Origin of the sequence: Pontibacillus sp. HMF3514 (genome assembly GCF_009858175.1) — a bacterium.
Classification (GTDB): Bacteria; Bacillota; Bacilli; order Bacillales; family BH030062; genus Pontibacillus.
Genome location: NZ_CP047393.1, coordinates 2,900,480 through 2,916,830 on the forward strand (window position 1 = coordinate 2,900,480; position 16,351 = coordinate 2,916,830).

Below are 16,351 nucleotides of genomic sequence, written 5' to 3' on the forward strand. Positions count from 1 at the left end.
AACAAATCGCTTTTTCATGTAAAGAATTTGTATATGAGCTCCTATAGTTTAGGCATAATGTTCTATAGGTTATATACGCTTAAATCCATAAACATAAACCTTTTTCCATTATGCCTAAATTACCATTTCTTTTATTTTAGAACTACGTTTTTTTCTCCTAATAAACCATACAATTGCTTCAGCAATGCATATGATGGGTCAACCCAATACTCCCTTGATAATTGAACCGTTTCCTTTTTGTCTGCATTATGAATAATGATTGGAGTCGGTCCCGGATATTTAGAAGCAAACTGTTTAATATCCTGATAAACTGATTTTTCATCTTCACCTGTGATTTTCAAAAATAAACGTTTCTGTTCTTCTTCCTGTAAACGTTCTTCTTGAAATGGATTCATCGCTTCTACAATCCATTGTTTCGAACCATTTCGCTCTTCAATTCTTCCTTGTATAAATACAAGCATCTCTTCAGATAACCATTTTCGTAGATCACGGAATACATTCGGAAAGACTACGGCTTCCATCTCTTCCTGTTCATCCCCTAAGGTTAGAAACGCCATAGGATCTCCACGCTTTGTACGGATCACCTTCATTTCTTGTACAACCACAGCAGCTTTTAAACCTTTTTGCTTAGAGGACTCTGATGCTTGTTGCAAGGAAAGAAATCCATTAGCTCTTAGCTTAGTTCGATATGTTGATAAGGGATGAGAAGAAACATACATCCCTAAGACTTCACTTTCTAACGCTAATTGTTTTAGTTGATTATAAGGTTCCATTTCAACGTATGTTGGATCAAGGTCTACTGAACCAAACATGGATCCTTGTTCATCAATTTCGCTAAACAAATCCCCTTGCTCCATAGCATGATGAATACTCGCCATAAGAGAAGCTCGATTTGAAAAAGTCTCATCAAATGAACCAGCCAGAATCAGGGATTCAATGACTTGTTTGTTTACAACTTTCAACGAAACACGTCTGCAGAAATCAAATAGGTTTTGAAAGGGCTTTGTTTTTCGTGCTTCCAAAATTTCTGCTAGAGCATTCCTTCCAACACCTTTGATCATGGAAAGCCCCATCCGAATACGACCATCTTCTACAGTGAACTTTGAGAAGCTTTTATTAATCGATGGTGGCAGAACATTCATCCCTAAATCTTTGGCTTCCTTGATATAGGATTGAATCTTGTCATTGGATACAGAACTCATTAGCTCAGCCATAAAATAAGCTGGATATTGTGCTTTTAGAAAAGCTAACTGATAAGAAATCATGCTATACGCTACCGCATGACTTCTGTTGAAACCATAATTGGAAAAACGCACAATCCAATCAAACAATTCATCCGCTATTTCTTCAGTGTACCCATTTTGTATGCAACCTTGAATAAATGATTTTTTTTGCTCCATCATTAATTCATGTTGTTTTTTACTTACAGCTCTTCGTAAAAGATCAGCTTGCCCTAGTGAGAAACCTGCCATTTGGTGAGCCATCTGCATAATTTGTTCTTGATAGACTAAAACGCCATATGTTTTATCCAAAATGGGCTTTAAGTCAGGATGAGGATAAGTAACCTGTTCTTTTCCATGCTTTCTACGAATATAAGCAGGAATAAACTCCATAGGACCTGGACGATATAGCGCATTCACGGCAACAATATCCTCAAAATGATTTGGTCCCAGGTTTTCTAAGACATCCTTCATCCCTTTAGACTCAAGCTGGAAAACTCCATTTGTTTTGCCTTTTCTAAGGAGGGCGAATGTATTTTCGTCATTGAGAGGTAGTCTTTTCACTTGAATTGATTTACCTTCATTCTGTTCGATGGCTTTTGTGATTTTCTCGATCAGCGTTAAATTCCTTAATCCAAGAAAATCCATCTTCAACAACCCTATTGATTCTAATTCATTCATCGCAAATTGGGTTAATGGGACGCCATCATGACCAGCAGTTAAAGGGACATGTTGCATTAATGATTGCTGACTAATGACTACACCTGCTGCATGGGTTGAAGCATGTCTTGGTAATCCCTCAAGTTTTGTTGCAATTTTAAATAATTGCTTTAAACGATCAGATTGTTGAATATATACTTGCAGATCTTTTGATTCCTGAACAATTTTCACAATAGAGCTTGATGCTTGTTGTGGTATAAACTTCATCAAATATGAAGCTTCTTGAGCATCAACCCCCATCGCTTTAATTAACTCTCTTAAAACAGACCTTGGTCCAAATGTACCGAATGTAATAATTTGAGCAACATGATCCGCACCGTACTTTTGTGTTACATACTGAATGACTTCATCTCTTTTTACGTCAGAGAAATCAATATCAATATCAGGCATCGAGATTCGTTCAGGGTTGAGAAAACGTTCAAAAAGAAGGTCATACTCAATTGGATCCACATCCGTTATGCCTAATAAATAAGATACGAGAGACCCTGCTGCTGATCCACGCCCTGGACCTGTCATGATGCCATTTTTACGTGCAAAACTCATGAAATCCCATACGATTAAAAAATAATCGCTAAACTTCATGGATTCGATCACTTGTAGCTCATGCTCCAACCGCTTCTTATGAGCATCACTAACTTCAGCATAGCGTTTATGTAGCCCTTTTTGACATAGTTGACGTAAATATTGATCTGAGCTCAATTCACTTGGTACAGGGTATTTCGGCAGCATCATGCTATCGAAAGAAAGCTCTAAATTACATTGCTCAGCAATATCTAAGGTGTTTTGAAGTAATGCAGGCCTCCAGTCTGAAAATAACTCATACATCTCTTGTGAGGAACGAAGGTGATGCTTGGTGACACCATAATCTTCAATTTCACCAGACCATTTCTGATTAGACCGTATGGATTGTAAGCAATCATATGCAAGAGCATCTTCCTCTCTCAAATAACGAACATCATTAATCGCAACCATAGGGACTGAAGAAGGAAAAACTTCTTCAAGAGCTACTTGTAAATGGCGCTCCTCTTCCTGACCATGATCTTCTAGCCCTAAGTAAAAGCTATTGTCTTCAAACCGATCCTGCCAGGTTTCAAGTAAACCTTGGATAGAAGATTGATCGTTCTGTAAAACCAAAGGGTGGAATGAAGAATGATATATTGGGAGAATTCCAATACAGCCCATGGTGTACTGGGCAATTTCACGTTCTTCAAGTACTTGCTGATCTGACATTTGAACATAGCTGCTTAACTTTAATAAATTCTCGTAGCCTTTCCTGTTCTTTGATAATAAAACCAATTCTTCCTCACTTGAAGAAGTTGCAACTTTTATGGATAAGCCGATAATGGGCTTGATTCCATTTTTGACACATGTTTGATAAAAGGAAACCGCTCCATACATTACCCCTTCGTCCGTTAAGGCTAATGATGTGAAGCCAAGCTCCTTTGCTCGCTTAACAAGCTTTTCTATTGTATTGGTACTGTTCATTAAACTGTATCCACTACGAACCTGTAAATGAACAAATTCCATCTTACTTCCCGCCTCATTCATAAAATCTATTGTATCCCTTAGTGTATCACGTTTTGAAGTTGAAACGTTGACATACCTTTCCCAAATTGGCCATAAACATACATTAAGGGATGTTGTACAAACCGTTAGGGGTGGATCATATGGAAGAAGAACGTTTTTTTGTTTATTTAATACAATATTACTTTATCGCTTTAGGAGTAATGATCGGAGGTTCTTTAATCGGAAGTATAGGCGCTTTCGCAGTCGGAGATGCCCCCCTTACGTATATGGGACAATTGGCAAAGCGTTTACGAATTTGGGCAATCGTAGCTGCTATCGGTGGAACATTTGATGCCATTACGAACTTCGAAAAAGGTCTATTTGAAGGTTCGACGATGGACATTGTAAAACAAATTATGCTTATTATTTCAGCCATGGGTGGAGTTCAAACGGCTCTTCTCATTTTAGAATGGCTGATTCAAGAGGAAATCACATAATGCATATTCCACCATATTATAAAAAAGCAGGCTGGCAGAAGTTTTTTGCAGGGATGTTTATTGGTGGAGTCATTGCTTATGCTATATTTCTGTTTATGTACGGAACTCATTTTGAAAATTGGATTGAAGAAAATTTAATGCTTCGAGATGAAATTCGTGATTTAAAAGATCGGGCAGAATCCTTAAATAAAGATAAAGAAGAACTAAATGAGAAACGTAAGGAACACTTAGTCGTTCAATCAGTTGAAATCGTATTTTTAAATGAAAGTAAATTACTTTCACAAAATTTAACCGATCGCCTTAGCATTTATAAATTGAGGGAACTCGCCAAAGAACAAATCCATGATGTAATTGGAAAAGATGTAAGCAGTGTTGCAGATAATGAGCACCTTATCATCAAATCCCTTGAGAGCAAAATTTATAGAGTTGATGAGTTCACATACGAATTGGAAGTAGAACGCCTCATTATTTCCCCTAAACTTACAGTAAGCTTACAAATAAAAATAACAAAAAATTAAGTCATTTTTATGTTTTTTCATATAACAATTAGGGAAATACAAAGAGGTAAAGCCTATTTCCCTATACGGACAACTTCCGGATTAGGATGTTGTGAATCCTTTGTGAAAATTCTAAAAAAATCATCCCACTTTGCGTTTTTTTTTATACAATATAAATAGGCAAAAACCGTCTAAAGAAAGGGTGAGTTAACATGCTAATTCTAGATCAAAAGCGGTTAGTTCAGAGCAAACTAGAACAATTGAACAAAGGTGAAATTGCTTATGCCGAGTCAAAAGAAATCATCCGCCTTGTTAAGAGAGAATTAAATAAGCAAAACTTCCCTGTCGTTTATGATGAAACAGATTCTGGCTGCTGGTTCATCCCTCAACATGAAACTGTTTTATAAACCCACTAAATCATTCACATAGAAAACCCTTCATTCATCAGAATACCTACCTAGTCCAGCATATTAAAGCCCCCTTGCACCAAAACGTGCAAGGGGGCTTATTTTTTCCTATTGATTCTTATATGCTAGACAAGCCTTTTCTAAGTCTTCTTTCACATCTTCCATAGCTTCCCAGGAATAAATAGAAGCTCCAGCAGCCATTGGATGACCTCCACCATTGTATCTTGCAGCAATTTCATTTACTACAGGACCTTTTGAACGAAGACGTACGCGAATGAGATCTTCCTCCTCCACGAAAATCGCCCAAGCAACAATGCCTTCTACATCTCCCAGAACACCCACAAGACTAGACGTTTGACTCGGGGTGATGTTGTACTCCTCTAGTATATCTTTTGTTAGTTTTACAGTACTTAAGCCAGAAGGTGAAACCGAGAAGTTTTGTAAAATATACCCTTTCAAGCGAACGATGGTATCCTCTGTCGTGTAAAGCTTTTCATAAAGCTCAGAGCGATCAAACGAATACGTAACGAGCTGAGCTGCAAATTGGAATGTTTTCTTTGTTGTGCTTGGGAATAAAAAGCGTCCTGTATCGCCTACAATACCAGCATAAAGTAAGCGAGCAGCTTCATCCGTCATTTTTAAACCATACTCCTGCAGATCTTCAAAAAACTCATAAATCATTTCACTTGTAGAACTTGCCTCGGTATCTACCCACTGGAGATCCCCGTATGAATCAACGTTTGGGTGATGATCAATTTTAATAAGCTTGTGTCCAAGCTTATAACGCTGATCACATATCCTTGCTTGATTAGCTGTATCACAAACAATAACTAGCGCCTCTTCATAACGAGAATCTTCAATCGTCTCCATTCTAGTTAAAAACGTAAGTGAATCATCCTCTTCCCCTACTGTATGTATAGATTTTTCAGGAAAAGTAGAACGTAAAATCTCAGCTAGTCCACCCTGTGAACCAAGCGCATCCGGATCTGGACGAACGTGACGATGGATAATAATCGTATGATATTGCTTTATAGCATCAAGAATTTGTTCTTTTATCATAAACGTACTCCTTCTCTAATAGAACATCTTTAGGTACTATTTAACCATATTACACAAAAAATCGGTAGCATAATTTCACTTTTAAAGATACAATGAAATGCGAAACTACCAAAACATAAGAGGTTGATATTATGATTATCTTTCCACTGACGATTGTACTTTCGATTACAATCTATTTATATTTTAAAGTTCAAATTATCAGAACAAAAGATCCTTTACACCAAGAACACACAAATGCTAAAGCAAGAATTGCTCTAGGGCTTTTCATTACAACCTTTGGAGCAAATCAATACGTTTTCTATCAAACGAAACTAGCCTTGTTTATTGGTATCTTGTTTATTGTACTAGGCATTATGCAAATGGTTCACGGATACCGCAAAACAAAATTTTATGGAAAACAACTAAAAGAACGAGTAGAAGCATAATTCAAAGGCCTCTTGCTTGAAGCGCTATTCTTATAATTCGATAGAGCAAAAGAAAATATAAAATAATGATGAGGCTACTACTGTTTAAAATAATCATCATAAGAAAACGACCAGAATTTTACTGGTCGTTTTGTTTTCCTATAAATTCAATTATCTTTTTCGAGCTTCTATCGATCAATAAGCTGTGCCATTAAGAGAGCTTTTCCTACTAAAACTCGATCGTTATAGACCTCAACATCTACTTTTGCAAATTTTCTTCCTACCTCTAAGATACGAGGCTTAATTTCTAACATGCTCTCGAGCTGAACAGGTTTTATAAAATAAATCGATAAATTCTCAACAACCAAATCACCTTTTTTATATTGATGAAGCAAGCGGCTTCCCGCTTCTATTACAAGTGACGTAAAGACTCCATAAGACAATGTTCCAAGCTGATTTGTCATTTGAGGTGTAACCTCTGTCTGATAAACGGTCTGATCATCCATATCAACGGATTCTTGAAGTTGGTTTGTTGCTAAATCATCAATCGTTTCCCCCACTTGAGGCTGACGTTGAAGATGCTGCAAGGCCTTTAAAACATCCTGTCGTGAGATAACGCCCTGAAACTTATAACCTTGATCCACAACAGGCATGATCTCAATCCCTTCCCACACCATCATATGAGCCGCATTTGCTAACGAAGTTCTTGCTTGTACCGTCATAGGATTCTTGGTCATTACTCGCTCAATTGTAGATGATTGGTCTTTTCCAATAACATCTTTAGACGTCACCATACCTACTACTTTTAATTGACGATCAACAACAGGATATCGACTGTGCATCGTCTCTTCATTTAACTCGTGCCATTTCTTTACCAGATCTGTTGTGTATAAAAAATACGATTGCTTGAAAGGTGTATAGATATCATCTACAACAACAATTTCCTTTTTAATGAGCTGGTCATAAATTGCACGGTTTATCATTGTAGCAACTGTGAATGAATCGTAGCTTGTCGAAATGATTGGCAATTTCTTTTCGTCAGCCAACCGTTTTACAGTCTCATCCGTATCAAACCCACCTGTAATAAGAACAGCTGCGCCTTCTTTAAGAGCAAGCTCATGAGCATTCGTACGGTTCCCAACTATAAGTAAAGATCCCGCTTCTGTATAACGCATCATAGCATCAAGCTTCATGGCCCCAATTACAAATTTATTTAAGGTTTTGTATAATCCTTCACGTCCACCAAGAACTTGGCCATCCACTATATTTATAATTTCAGCAAATGTTAATCGTTCTATATTGTCTTTTTTCTTCCGTTCAATTCGAATCGTTCCCACACGCTCTATGGTGCTCACAATGCCTTGATTTTCAGCTTCTTTTATCGCACGATAAGCCGTTCCTTCACTAACCTCAAGCGCTTTGGCGATCCCTCTAACAGATATTTTTGTACCAATGGTTAGAGATTCAATGTGTGTTAAGATCTGTTCATGCTTGGTTGCCAATTCATTCACCATTCTTTCAAAACTGTACTAGTCAAATTACCACCTAGTGTTATTATACAGATGAATGAAATCAGCTTCAATTTTTTTTAGAAAAACATGGGTATTCCATTATTGGAGAACCCTAGTTCATTAACTTAGCTTGAAACAGAATAACGTTTCTTTTCTGACTCAGAGGGACTTTGTAATTGAATACCTGTTGGAATTTTCATAACAGTAGCTAGGTTTGAACCTGCAACTAGTATAAAAAATACCAACCATGCCAACCAAAAATATGAAGCTAATGTTCCCCCCTGTACCTGTAAAGAAGGCCAAGCCATATATAACAAAAAACATGACAGCAAAAGTCTCAGCAATGCATTTTGTCTTATTGTCTTCATTCCTAATTCACTCCTTTCAGTCCTTTTTAAAATTTATGCAAGGTAGACTGGCCTCATGTATCTCATTATGAAGTAGATTACTATTGGTAAAGTAATGAACAAAAAAGAGCTGATCCCACCTAGGGATCAACTCTTACATTACATGTTATGCTGACTGTTCTTCTGAGGCTGTTATTCTAATTACGTTTTCTTCATTATGCTCAACAGACCCAGTTGAGTTCACAATGACTTCTTGACTTTCAGCAAGGTTCGTAAAGACGATCGGTGTAACTATAGATGGAGCATTGTCTTTCACATAATCCAGATCAACTTCCATCAACGTTTGTCCTTGTTTCACTTCGTCTCCTTCTGAAATCTTTGCAGTAAACCCTTCACCATTTAACTTCACTGTATCAATACCAAAGTGAATTAAAATTTCAGTTCCCTGCTCGTCCACTAAACCAATCGCATGTTTAGTTGGGAATACATTTAACACTTTACCATTTATAGGTGAAACGATTTTTCCATCTTCAGGTTCAATAGCAAAGCCATCGCCCATCATCTTACCTGAGAAGACTTGATCTGGTACTTCAGTAATTGGCATGATTGTCCCTTTCAATGGACTTACAATATTTATATCACCATCAACAGGTGCTTCAGTTGTACCATTCGATGTTGCATCCTCTTCTGTTGGACGAGGGGTTTTTCCATCGATAATATCTTGCATCTGACCGCGTAACGTATCGGATACAGGTCCATAAATAGCTTGAATGTTGTTTCCAACTTCCATAACCCCAGATGCACCAAGGTTCTTCAAGCGATCTTTATCAACTTGTCCCTTATCGTTTACAGATACACGTAATCTTGTAATACAAGCATCTAGGTGAGCAATGTTATCTTGGCCACCCATAGCCTCAAGAATCTCAAATGGTTTGTTACTAGAATCTCCGCTTGCTTCATCTGCTGTTTCTGCTTCACGACCAGGTGTAGCCAGATTAAATTTCTGAATAGCAAAACGGAAACCAAAGTAATAGATAACAGAGAAGCATAGGCCTACAATAATGACCCACCACCACTCCGTACGGTTAGGCATAACTCCAAATAGAATAAAGTCAATTAAACCACCGGAGAACGTCATACCAATTTTAACACCTAGGATTTCCATGATCATAAAGGATAATCCCGCAAAAATTGTATGAATTCCAAATAATACTGGAGCAACGAATAGGAATGAGAACTCCAATGGTTCTGTAATACCAGTTAAGAATGTTGTTAAAGCAGCAGATGCCATAATACCGCCTACAACCTTTTTACGTTCAGGTTTTGCTGTGTGATAAATCGCAAGTGCCGCTGCTGGTAAACCGAACATCATGAAAGGGAATTTACCAGTCATAAATGTACCCGCTGTAAATTGAACACCATCTTTTAATTGGGAGAAGAAAATGGCCTGGTCACCACGAACAATTTCTCCAGCTTCATTTGTATAAGTTCCAAACTCAAACCAGAATGGTGAATAGAAAATGTGGTGTAGCCCAAATGGAATTAATGCACGTTCAATCACACCGAATACAAAAGCAGAAATCGTTTGATTGGTTTCAAGCATTAAGTGTGAGAATGCATTCAAACCATTTTGAGCATATGGCCATAAGAAATACATAATGATACCTAGAATTAGTGACGTAAACGCTGTAATAATCGGTACGAAGCGTTTACCTGCAAAGAAACCTAAGAACTGAGGTAATTCAATATTAAAGAACTTCCGGTATAAGAACGAGGCCCAAATCCCGACTATAATACCGCCAAATACACCCGTTTGTAATGTGGGTATTCCTAATATTTCGGCATAAGCTGGGTTCCCGCTTACCATATCAGGTTGTATATCACCTAGGACACCCATCGTGACATTCATAATCATGTAACCAATAATGGCTGCTAAACCAGCAACACCATCACCATTCGCTAATCCAATAGCTACTCCGACAGCGAATAAAAGTGGTAAGTTTTCAAATACAACACCACCTGCTTCAGCCATTAGTTTAAGAATTTCTTGTACCCATGGTTGGCCAAAGAATGAAAACTTATCAACAAAACTATCTTGGGCAAAGCTCGTACCAAATGCGAGCAATATTCCCGCTGCTGGTAACAATGCTACAGGAAGCATTAATGCTTTTCCGACTTTTTGCAATGTACCAAATGCATTTTTAAACATCTCGTTTCCCCCTCTGAATTTGTTTGAACAGCCACCCCACTTAACATCAAAGCGTTTTCATAAACGCAAAAAAAAGCAATAAAAAAGGCATGAGTAGAAAAGTTAAAAAGGTGTAAAGGATATACGTATCCTTTGAACAACCTTTTCATCTTTTCGTACTCATGCCTGATCGTGTCAGTTACACGTACCGTTAAGATTTATGGGTTAGACGCTGTAAATGAATCGTTAAATAAACGGCTTCTGATTCATCTACGGGCTTATTTAGCTGTTTTTGCATTACTTTAATCAATTTCCATGAAAGATTATAGCACACAGGATATTCATGTTTCAACATCTCAACAAGCTTATCTTCTTTTCCAATACTTTCTTCCTGATAAACTCGATCAATAGCTCTGTGTAAATGCTGAACGAGACGGTGATAGTTCACACTTTTTTTATCAATCGTCATCTCAAACGCTTCCTCTATGAGCGTAACTAATTTTGTAATCAAATGATTATGTTGATGGATTTCACTTAGGGACTTATCTGTTACTGCACTGTGGATATGAAGTGCAATAAAACCTAATTCTCCTTCTGGAAATTGAATGCCCATCTCATCATACACCATCGTAACGACTTCTGAAGCGATTTGATATTCTTTGGGATACAGGGATTCGATTTCATTTAAAAAAGGGTTCGAAAACTGCATATTTTTCTGAGCTCGATTAATAGCGAACGCTAAGTGATCTGTTAATGCCACATGAATATGCTCATTTAATTCCTGTCCCATACGCTTCTCAATATGAATAAGAATATCATTCATAAAATCAATAAATGTCTCATCAATATGCGGCAGAAGGTTTACATACTGTTCTTTTTCTTGTTGATTGCTTAAAAGAAAGGTTTTATCAGCCTTATCTAGTGAAAATTGATCCCCTTTTTTATAACCAAACCCTATCCCTTTTCCAATCAAAACAACTTCTTCATATGTCGGATGTTCAGCTATGATTACATTGTTGTTCAACACTTTCTGAATGATAACTTGACCTTCCATATATATCCTCCACATGCTCACGCTGTCTTTACAGTGCTTAAGCGATTTCATTTATTGTGCATTCCATATCATAACGACGATTCACATAGAAAACAAGTAAGTTTTTGCCTGACAAAATCATACAATCCCTATTAATAGTCTTCCTCTGACCTTTTATACCTATGTAAATGAAAGTGTCAAAAGGTTCGATTGGACGGAAAGCGTTTACAGGTTTTACAATCTAAAGAGTCGATGTGTGCATTTAGAAGAGAGGAGAAAACTCCATGATCAAACTATTTATAACAGATTTGGATGGTACTTTATTGGGGATGAACCATTCTTTAAAACAGAAAGATATTACAGCTGTTCAATCCCTGGATGAAAAAGGAATAGACTTTGGTGTTGCCTCAGGACGAATGGATCACGAAATCCTTGAAGTATTGAAAAAAGTAGAAGTAGGTGCTCACCGTGTAAGCCAAAATGGTGCATTTCTTTATGATCGTGATGACCAACATATTCATTCTCAAACATTTGAAGGTCCTCTTGCTAAAAGAATTCTTGATGTTATAGAGGAAGAACCATTAATTAAGACCGTATCTACTGCTGATTCCACCTACACCGCAAAGCATAGCAAGTGGATTGATTTGATTTCTGAACAACTGTTCCATGACATTATTGTGGAGCCTAGCTTGCGTGACCATGTTGGTACAAAAATTCACGCTTCTAAAATCTCATTGAACGGAACGGAACACGAGATTACGGAAGCCTATGAACGTATCCACTCATCACTACAAGGCGATGTAGATATTTTTATATCCCATGAGTCTTGTGTTGATATAATGCCTAAAGCAATCAACAAGGGAACAGGAATTCAAGCATTACTTGATACACTTGATGTTAATCCTGAAGAAATCGTGTGTATAGGGGATTCATTCAACGATCTGTCCATGTTTGAGTTAACTCCCCATAGTTATGCAATGTCAGGCGCACACCCTAAAGTAAAAGAGAAAGCAAACCATGTAGTCGATCATGTTTATGAAGCAATCGAAGATATTGAAAAAAAGATGAAAGATGAGTGTAGCACATTCTAATCAATAAAAAATCCGTAAAAAAGCACGTTGGTTATAATAAACCAACGTGCTTTTTTCGTTCTATAATTCTAAAGAGTCCCCAACATTCATGTGTTTACCGACACCATTTTTTAAACCTTTTGCAAAAGCTTCGCCATCTTGTTCGATTAATGGGAATGTATTGTAGTGAATAGGTACAACCGTTTTAGCTTGGATCCATTCAGCTGCTACAGTTGCATCCTCAGGTCCCATTGTAAAGTTATCTCCAATTGGTAGGAAAGCAAGATCGATATTATTGCGTTCCCCAATCATCTTCAAGTCTGTAAACAAGCCAGTATCTCCAGCATGGTAAATTGTTTTTCCTTCAGCAGTAAATAGAATACCTGTTGGCATACCCGTATAAACGATTGTGCCGTCATCTTCAGTGAAGCTAGAACCGTGGAAAGCCTGTGTAAACTTCACTGTACCAAAATCAAACTCACGGGCACCCCCAATGTACATAGGATGGGTTTCAAGACCCTTGTTCCCTAAATACGTTGCAAGCTCAAAAGGTGCTACTACAAAAGAGTTGTTTCGTTTTGCAATATCAACAGTATCTCCAACGTGGTCATTATGTCCATGGGTTAGGAGAATAACATCTGCTTTAACGGTGCTTGCATCTAAGTCACAGTTTCCGTTGCCTGAAATGAATGGATCGATTAAGATCGTTTTTCCGTTTGTTTCAATTTGTACAACTGAGTGTCCATGAAATGATACTTTCACAAAAAACCTCTCCTTTTCGTGTTTAAGTGTCTCACACCTTTTAAGGTGTCCATTCCTTTTTATACCCGCTTAGTAGTTTTTCCATGCCTGTTCATATTTTTCGATTAAATGCGGACGAATTAATGTGTTAGGTTCTAAGTTTACTTGTTCCCCATTTTTCATTATTTTTTCATCCTCATCTTTACCGAAAAACGTTAGAGCAGGGATTATATCATCAGATAAAAAACGAGTGGGTACATTCACTTGCAATTTGTCAGTATTTATCTTCTCCCGGCTCCCTAAAACAAATCCCCAATTTCCAAAGCTCGGAATATCTACATGAAAATTCTCAGTATGTAATCCTGTAGATGCGATAGTTTCAGAGATTGTCCAATATACACTTGTAGCAAACACAGGACTTGTAGACTGAACCATCATAGCTCCATTAGGCGACAAATGATTCCGAAGCAACGAGTAGAATTCTTTCGTGTAAAGCTTATTTAAGCTTTCATTATTGGGATCAGGCAAGTCAACAATAATGACATCATACCATTGATGTGATTCTTCCATAAACTCGAAGGCATCCTGGTGAACCACATGTACGATATCCCGCTTCAAAGCCCCTTCATTCAGATTCAAGAGGTGTACATTTTGATTAGCTAACTCAACAACACGAGGATCTAGATCTACCAAGGTTATTTTATCTAAGCCCTTATATTTCATTAGTTCTCTTGCAGCCAGACCATCTCCTCCGCCAAGTATAAGAATGTTTTTGGGGTTTTCTGCTTGAGCCATCGGAAGGTGTACAAGAGGCTCATGATACCGATATTCATCAGAAGAACTAAATTGAAGGGCACCATTTAGAAACATACGAACATCACTCTGATCCTTAGTAACAACGATTCTTTGATATGCAGTTTCTTCCATGTGAATGATAGGGTCTTTATATAATTTTTGCTCAAATCGATATACGGTCTCTTCTCCAAAAAATGTTCCAGCTAATAAGATCAAGCCGATGATAGATCCTATAATTACATACCCAACCATGTGACGGATTTCATTTCGGAATAACCACAACATCACAAGCGCTACACTTAAGTTGATCGCACCTACGACAAACGCACTTTTAACCATACCCATTTCTGGTCTGAAATAAAAAACAAATAAAAGCCCACCAATTAAACCACCTGCATAATCCGAAAATAACACGCGGGCAGTACTTTTATTTAATTCGACTCCGATTTCATTAGCCTTACGAATAAGTATAGGAAGTTCAATACCGGTGAGAGCTCCGATAATAAAGGTTATCAAGTATAAGAACAATGCGTCTGAACCTGCTGGAGCAAATGCTGACATGGCAAACATGATAAAGCTCGATAATCCACCTAACAGAGCGACAGCAAACTCCACTTTAATAAAAGCGCTGATTAGATCCTTCATCACTTTTTCACTTAAGGAAGCTCCTACTCCCATCCCCGTTAAAAAGAGCGAGATCGTTAAGGTGTACTGCTTAACCCCATCCCCTAATATGTACGAGCCTAAGGCACCAAATAACACTTCAAAAATAATTCCACAGATCGAGACAATTCCTGATGCCCAATAAATCGTCTTACTTTTTCTTGTTGCAATATCACTCATTTCTCCGATCACTCCGACTCCTTGGAAAAATACACCCATCACTCTGCTACAGACAAGAGTGATTTTGTTCTGCTATATGAAACGATAAAGTTGCTATCTTTATAAGAGCGTGGTCACATCCAGCTCCAGCGCCCAACAACGAAGGGAATTCCCTTTGTTGCTTAACGTGCGCTTGCGATTTTGTTTCCTATTGAAGAGCCCTTGAAGAGGATTCTTCAAGGGCTTTTTCTAAGCTAAGCGGCTTATGTAATGGAAGCACCGATGACAAAGGCTAAGCCAATGGATACGCCCAGGGTTACGATTCCTACAGCCACATTATTTTCATGAAGTTTTTCTTCAACTGAAAACTTGCGTGTTAATCCTTCAAAAACAAGGTAAGCAACCATTTGCAACACAACACCTACAATTCCCCAGATAACTGTATCCAAAATTTGTGCGGAGTTATAAATCGCAAACGATAAAATAATACAAATCCCTATAATTTTACCTGTTACAGACAAAGCAATAGCTGTATTTCCTTTTCCTATTTCATCCCAATCTTTATACTGCCTTGTTAAGTTTTCAAAAATGAATAGTCCAATCACAACCACCACAATTGCTACAACAAAATATAATAATGTTAATAAAAATGGTCCCATGTTTTACCCTCCTTATTTTCCGGAACTAGGTCCGCCTCCACGTCCAGATGATCCTCGGAAACTCCCCGATGAATCAGAACGAAACTTTTTGCTAGAATATCCTCCATAACAATCTCCACTTAAGCAAGCTTTTCTTCTCTTTTTGCCCCAATCATCCACGTCTAACACTTCATCTAAAACCCATAGGGCAAACAATCCATCGAAGAAGTTTGGAGAATAATTATTTCGAACGAATTGATCACTTGCCATTTCGATTAACGTGACATCACTACTCTGTTCACTTTGTTTAAACGTGATAAAGGTATTGGCATAAATCAACACTTTTTTGCCATTGTTATAATCGCTCTCACGGTCTGGTTCGTATTTTTCTTTAACGATATTAGCGAGCTCTTGTACACCAAACCGCTGTGTTACATAGATACGGGCTTCTTGATTACTTTGATTTCCTTGAACTCGATCCAATAATGGAAATGTACTACTTACAAAATCCTGAGCACTTTGAAAGCTTCTATTTTCCATTCTATTCATTAAAGTCTGTTTGCTAGGCTCTTCAGGGAATGTATATGTATTTTGCATACCTCGATCTAACTCAGCAAATCCTTGGCTACAACTTGTTAAGAATAAAACAGATAAAATAGCAATAATAACCCCTTTTGTTTTCAAAGCTTCTTCCCCCTCCTTTCTTATTCATAACTTACACCATAAAGCATATGAAAGATTGGCCCACTTATTAGAAGCGGGCCAACCTTATTTCACAATTACAGAAAGTACAGATGTTGCTCATAGATGTCTAGCTCCAGCGCTCAGCAACGATGGGGCTTAGGCCCACACGACGTGGGTGAGATCGACGTAGTCACAGGACGTGACGGGTTTAG

General features: G+C 37.7%; 15 protein-coding genes. 5 read left to right on the forward strand and 10 right to left on the reverse strand.

Annotated elements, in window-relative coordinates; translation table 11 throughout:
• Nucleotides 1-131 precede the first annotated feature (131 nt).
• Nucleotides 132-3,467: a DNA polymerase III subunit alpha gene (dnaE, locus tag GS400_RS14945; RefSeq protein WP_160103093.1), complete on the reverse strand. Its 3,336-nt coding sequence runs from the start codon at nt 3,465-3,467 to the stop codon at nt 132-134.
• Nucleotides 3,468-3,607: 140 nt separating this feature from the next.
• On the opposite strand from dnaE, the gene GS400_RS14950 reads away from it, so the two are divergent.
• The 3 genes from GS400_RS14950 (at nt 3,608) to GS400_RS14960 (ending at nt 4,847) form a co-directional block, all read left to right on the forward strand.
• Entirely contained in the window at nt 3,608-3,943 is a 336-nt protein-coding gene (locus GS400_RS14950; RefSeq protein ID WP_160103095.1) for a sporulation membrane protein YtrH, read from the forward strand.
• Nucleotides 3,943-4,461, forward strand: a complete 519-nt coding sequence (gene ytrI / locus GS400_RS14955) for a sporulation membrane protein YtrI (protein WP_160103097.1) — start codon at nt 3,943-3,945, stop codon at nt 4,459-4,461. Before GS400_RS14950 ends, ytrI begins: the two co-directional genes overlap by 1 nt.
• A gap of 191 nt (nt 4,462-4,652) precedes the next feature.
• The gene (locus GS400_RS14960) at nt 4,653-4,847 is read left to right on the forward strand and encodes a YtzJ family protein (protein ID WP_027447327.1); all 195 of its coding nucleotides are present in this window, start codon (nt 4,653-4,655) and stop codon (nt 4,845-4,847) included.
• A 108-nt stretch (nt 4,848-4,955) separates the two neighbouring features.
• Here GS400_RS14960 and GS400_RS14965 read toward each other — a convergent pair whose 3' ends face one another.
• A complete protein-coding gene (locus GS400_RS14965) occupies nt 4,956-5,903 on the reverse strand; it encodes a DHH family phosphoesterase (RefSeq protein WP_160104643.1) in 948 nt (315 codons plus the stop codon).
• 134 nt (nt 5,904-6,037) lie between these two features.
• On the opposite strand from GS400_RS14965, the gene GS400_RS14970 reads away from it, so the two are divergent.
• The gene (locus GS400_RS14970) at nt 6,038-6,331 is read left to right on the forward strand and encodes a YtpI family protein (protein WP_160103099.1); all 294 of its coding nucleotides are present in this window, start codon (nt 6,038-6,040) and stop codon (nt 6,329-6,331) included.
• 167 nt (nt 6,332-6,498) lie between these two features.
• Here GS400_RS14970 and GS400_RS14975 read toward each other — a convergent pair whose 3' ends face one another.
• The 4 genes from GS400_RS14975 to glcT form a co-directional block, all read right to left on the reverse strand.
• Entirely contained in the window at nt 6,499-7,812 is a 1,314-nt protein-coding gene (locus tag GS400_RS14975; protein WP_160104644.1) for a CBS domain-containing protein, read from the reverse strand.
• Nucleotides 7,813-7,946: 134 nt separating this feature from the next.
• Nucleotides 7,947-8,189, reverse strand: a complete 243-nt coding sequence (locus tag GS400_RS14980; RefSeq protein WP_236560971.1) for a hypothetical protein — start codon at nt 8,187-8,189, stop codon at nt 7,947-7,949.
• A gap of 145 nt (nt 8,190-8,334) precedes the next feature.
• Entirely contained in the window at nt 8,335-10,377 is a 2,043-nt protein-coding gene (ptsG, locus tag GS400_RS14985) for a glucose-specific PTS transporter subunit IIBC (RefSeq protein ID WP_160103101.1), read from the reverse strand.
• Between the two features lie 190 nt (nt 10,378-10,567).
• Entirely contained in the window at nt 10,568-11,410 is an 843-nt protein-coding gene (gene glcT / locus GS400_RS14990) for a glucose PTS transporter transcription antiterminator GlcT (protein WP_160103103.1), read from the reverse strand.
• A gap of 263 nt (nt 11,411-11,673) precedes the next feature.
• On the opposite strand from glcT, the gene GS400_RS14995 reads away from it, so the two are divergent.
• Nucleotides 11,674-12,480, forward strand: a complete 807-nt coding sequence (locus tag GS400_RS14995; RefSeq protein WP_160103105.1) for an HAD family hydrolase — start codon at nt 11,674-11,676, stop codon at nt 12,478-12,480.
• 60 nt (nt 12,481-12,540) lie between these two features.
• Here GS400_RS14995 and GS400_RS15000 read toward each other — a convergent pair whose 3' ends face one another.
• The 4 genes from GS400_RS15000 to GS400_RS15015 form a co-directional block, all read right to left on the reverse strand.
• On the reverse strand, nt 12,541-13,221 hold the full coding sequence (locus tag GS400_RS15000; RefSeq protein ID WP_160103107.1) for a metal-dependent hydrolase: 681 nt from the start codon (nt 13,219-13,221) through the stop codon (nt 12,541-12,543).
• 69 nt (nt 13,222-13,290) lie between these two features.
• The gene (locus tag GS400_RS15005) at nt 13,291-14,838 is read right to left on the reverse strand and encodes a polyamine aminopropyltransferase (RefSeq protein ID WP_160104646.1); all 1,548 of its coding nucleotides are present in this window, start codon (nt 14,836-14,838) and stop codon (nt 13,291-13,293) included.
• A gap of 242 nt (nt 14,839-15,080) precedes the next feature.
• Nucleotides 15,081-15,476 (reverse strand): DUF350 domain-containing protein, encoded by a 396-nt coding sequence (locus GS400_RS15010; RefSeq protein WP_160103109.1) that lies wholly within the window; start codon nt 15,474-15,476, stop codon nt 15,081-15,083.
• 12 nt (nt 15,477-15,488) lie between these two features.
• A complete protein-coding gene (locus tag GS400_RS15015; RefSeq protein ID WP_160103111.1) occupies nt 15,489-16,139 on the reverse strand; it encodes a DUF4247 domain-containing protein in 651 nt (216 codons plus the stop codon).
• Nucleotides 16,140-16,351: the final 212 nt, after the last annotated feature.

Excerpts from the sequence above, each read along its gene's own strand:
- glcT (WP_160103103.1), bottom strand. The coding sequence starts at position 11,410 with ATGGAAGGTCAAGTTATCATTCAGAAAGTGTTGAACAACAATGTAATC.
- GS400_RS14960 (WP_027447327.1), top strand. The coding sequence starts at position 4,653 with ATGCTAATTCTAGATCAAAAGCGGTTAGTTCAGAGCAAACTAGAACAA.
- GS400_RS15010 (WP_160103109.1), bottom strand. The coding sequence starts at position 15,476 with ATGGGACCATTTTTATTAACATTATTATATTTTGTTGTAGCAATTGTG.
- GS400_RS15005 (WP_160104646.1), bottom strand. The coding sequence starts at position 14,838 with ATGAGTGATATTGCAACAAGAAAAAGTAAGACGATTTATTGGGCATCA.
- ytrI (WP_160103097.1), top strand. The coding sequence starts at position 3,943 with ATGCATATTCCACCATATTATAAAAAAGCAGGCTGGCAGAAGTTTTTT.
- GS400_RS14995 (WP_160103105.1), top strand. The coding sequence starts at position 11,674 with ATGATCAAACTATTTATAACAGATTTGGATGGTACTTTATTGGGGATG.
- dnaE (WP_160103093.1), bottom strand. The coding sequence starts at position 3,467 with ATGGAATTTGTTCATTTACAGGTTCGTAGTGGATACAGTTTAATGAAC.
- ptsG (WP_160103101.1), bottom strand. The coding sequence starts at position 10,377 with ATGTTTAAAAATGCATTTGGTACATTGCAAAAAGTCGGAAAAGCATTA.
- GS400_RS14970 (WP_160103099.1), top strand. The coding sequence starts at position 6,038 with ATGATTATCTTTCCACTGACGATTGTACTTTCGATTACAATCTATTTA.
- GS400_RS14980 (WP_236560971.1), bottom strand. The coding sequence starts at position 8,189 with ATGAAGACAATAAGACAAAATGCATTGCTGAGACTTTTGCTGTCATGT.
- GS400_RS14950 (WP_160103095.1), top strand. The coding sequence starts at position 3,608 with ATGGAAGAAGAACGTTTTTTTGTTTATTTAATACAATATTACTTTATC.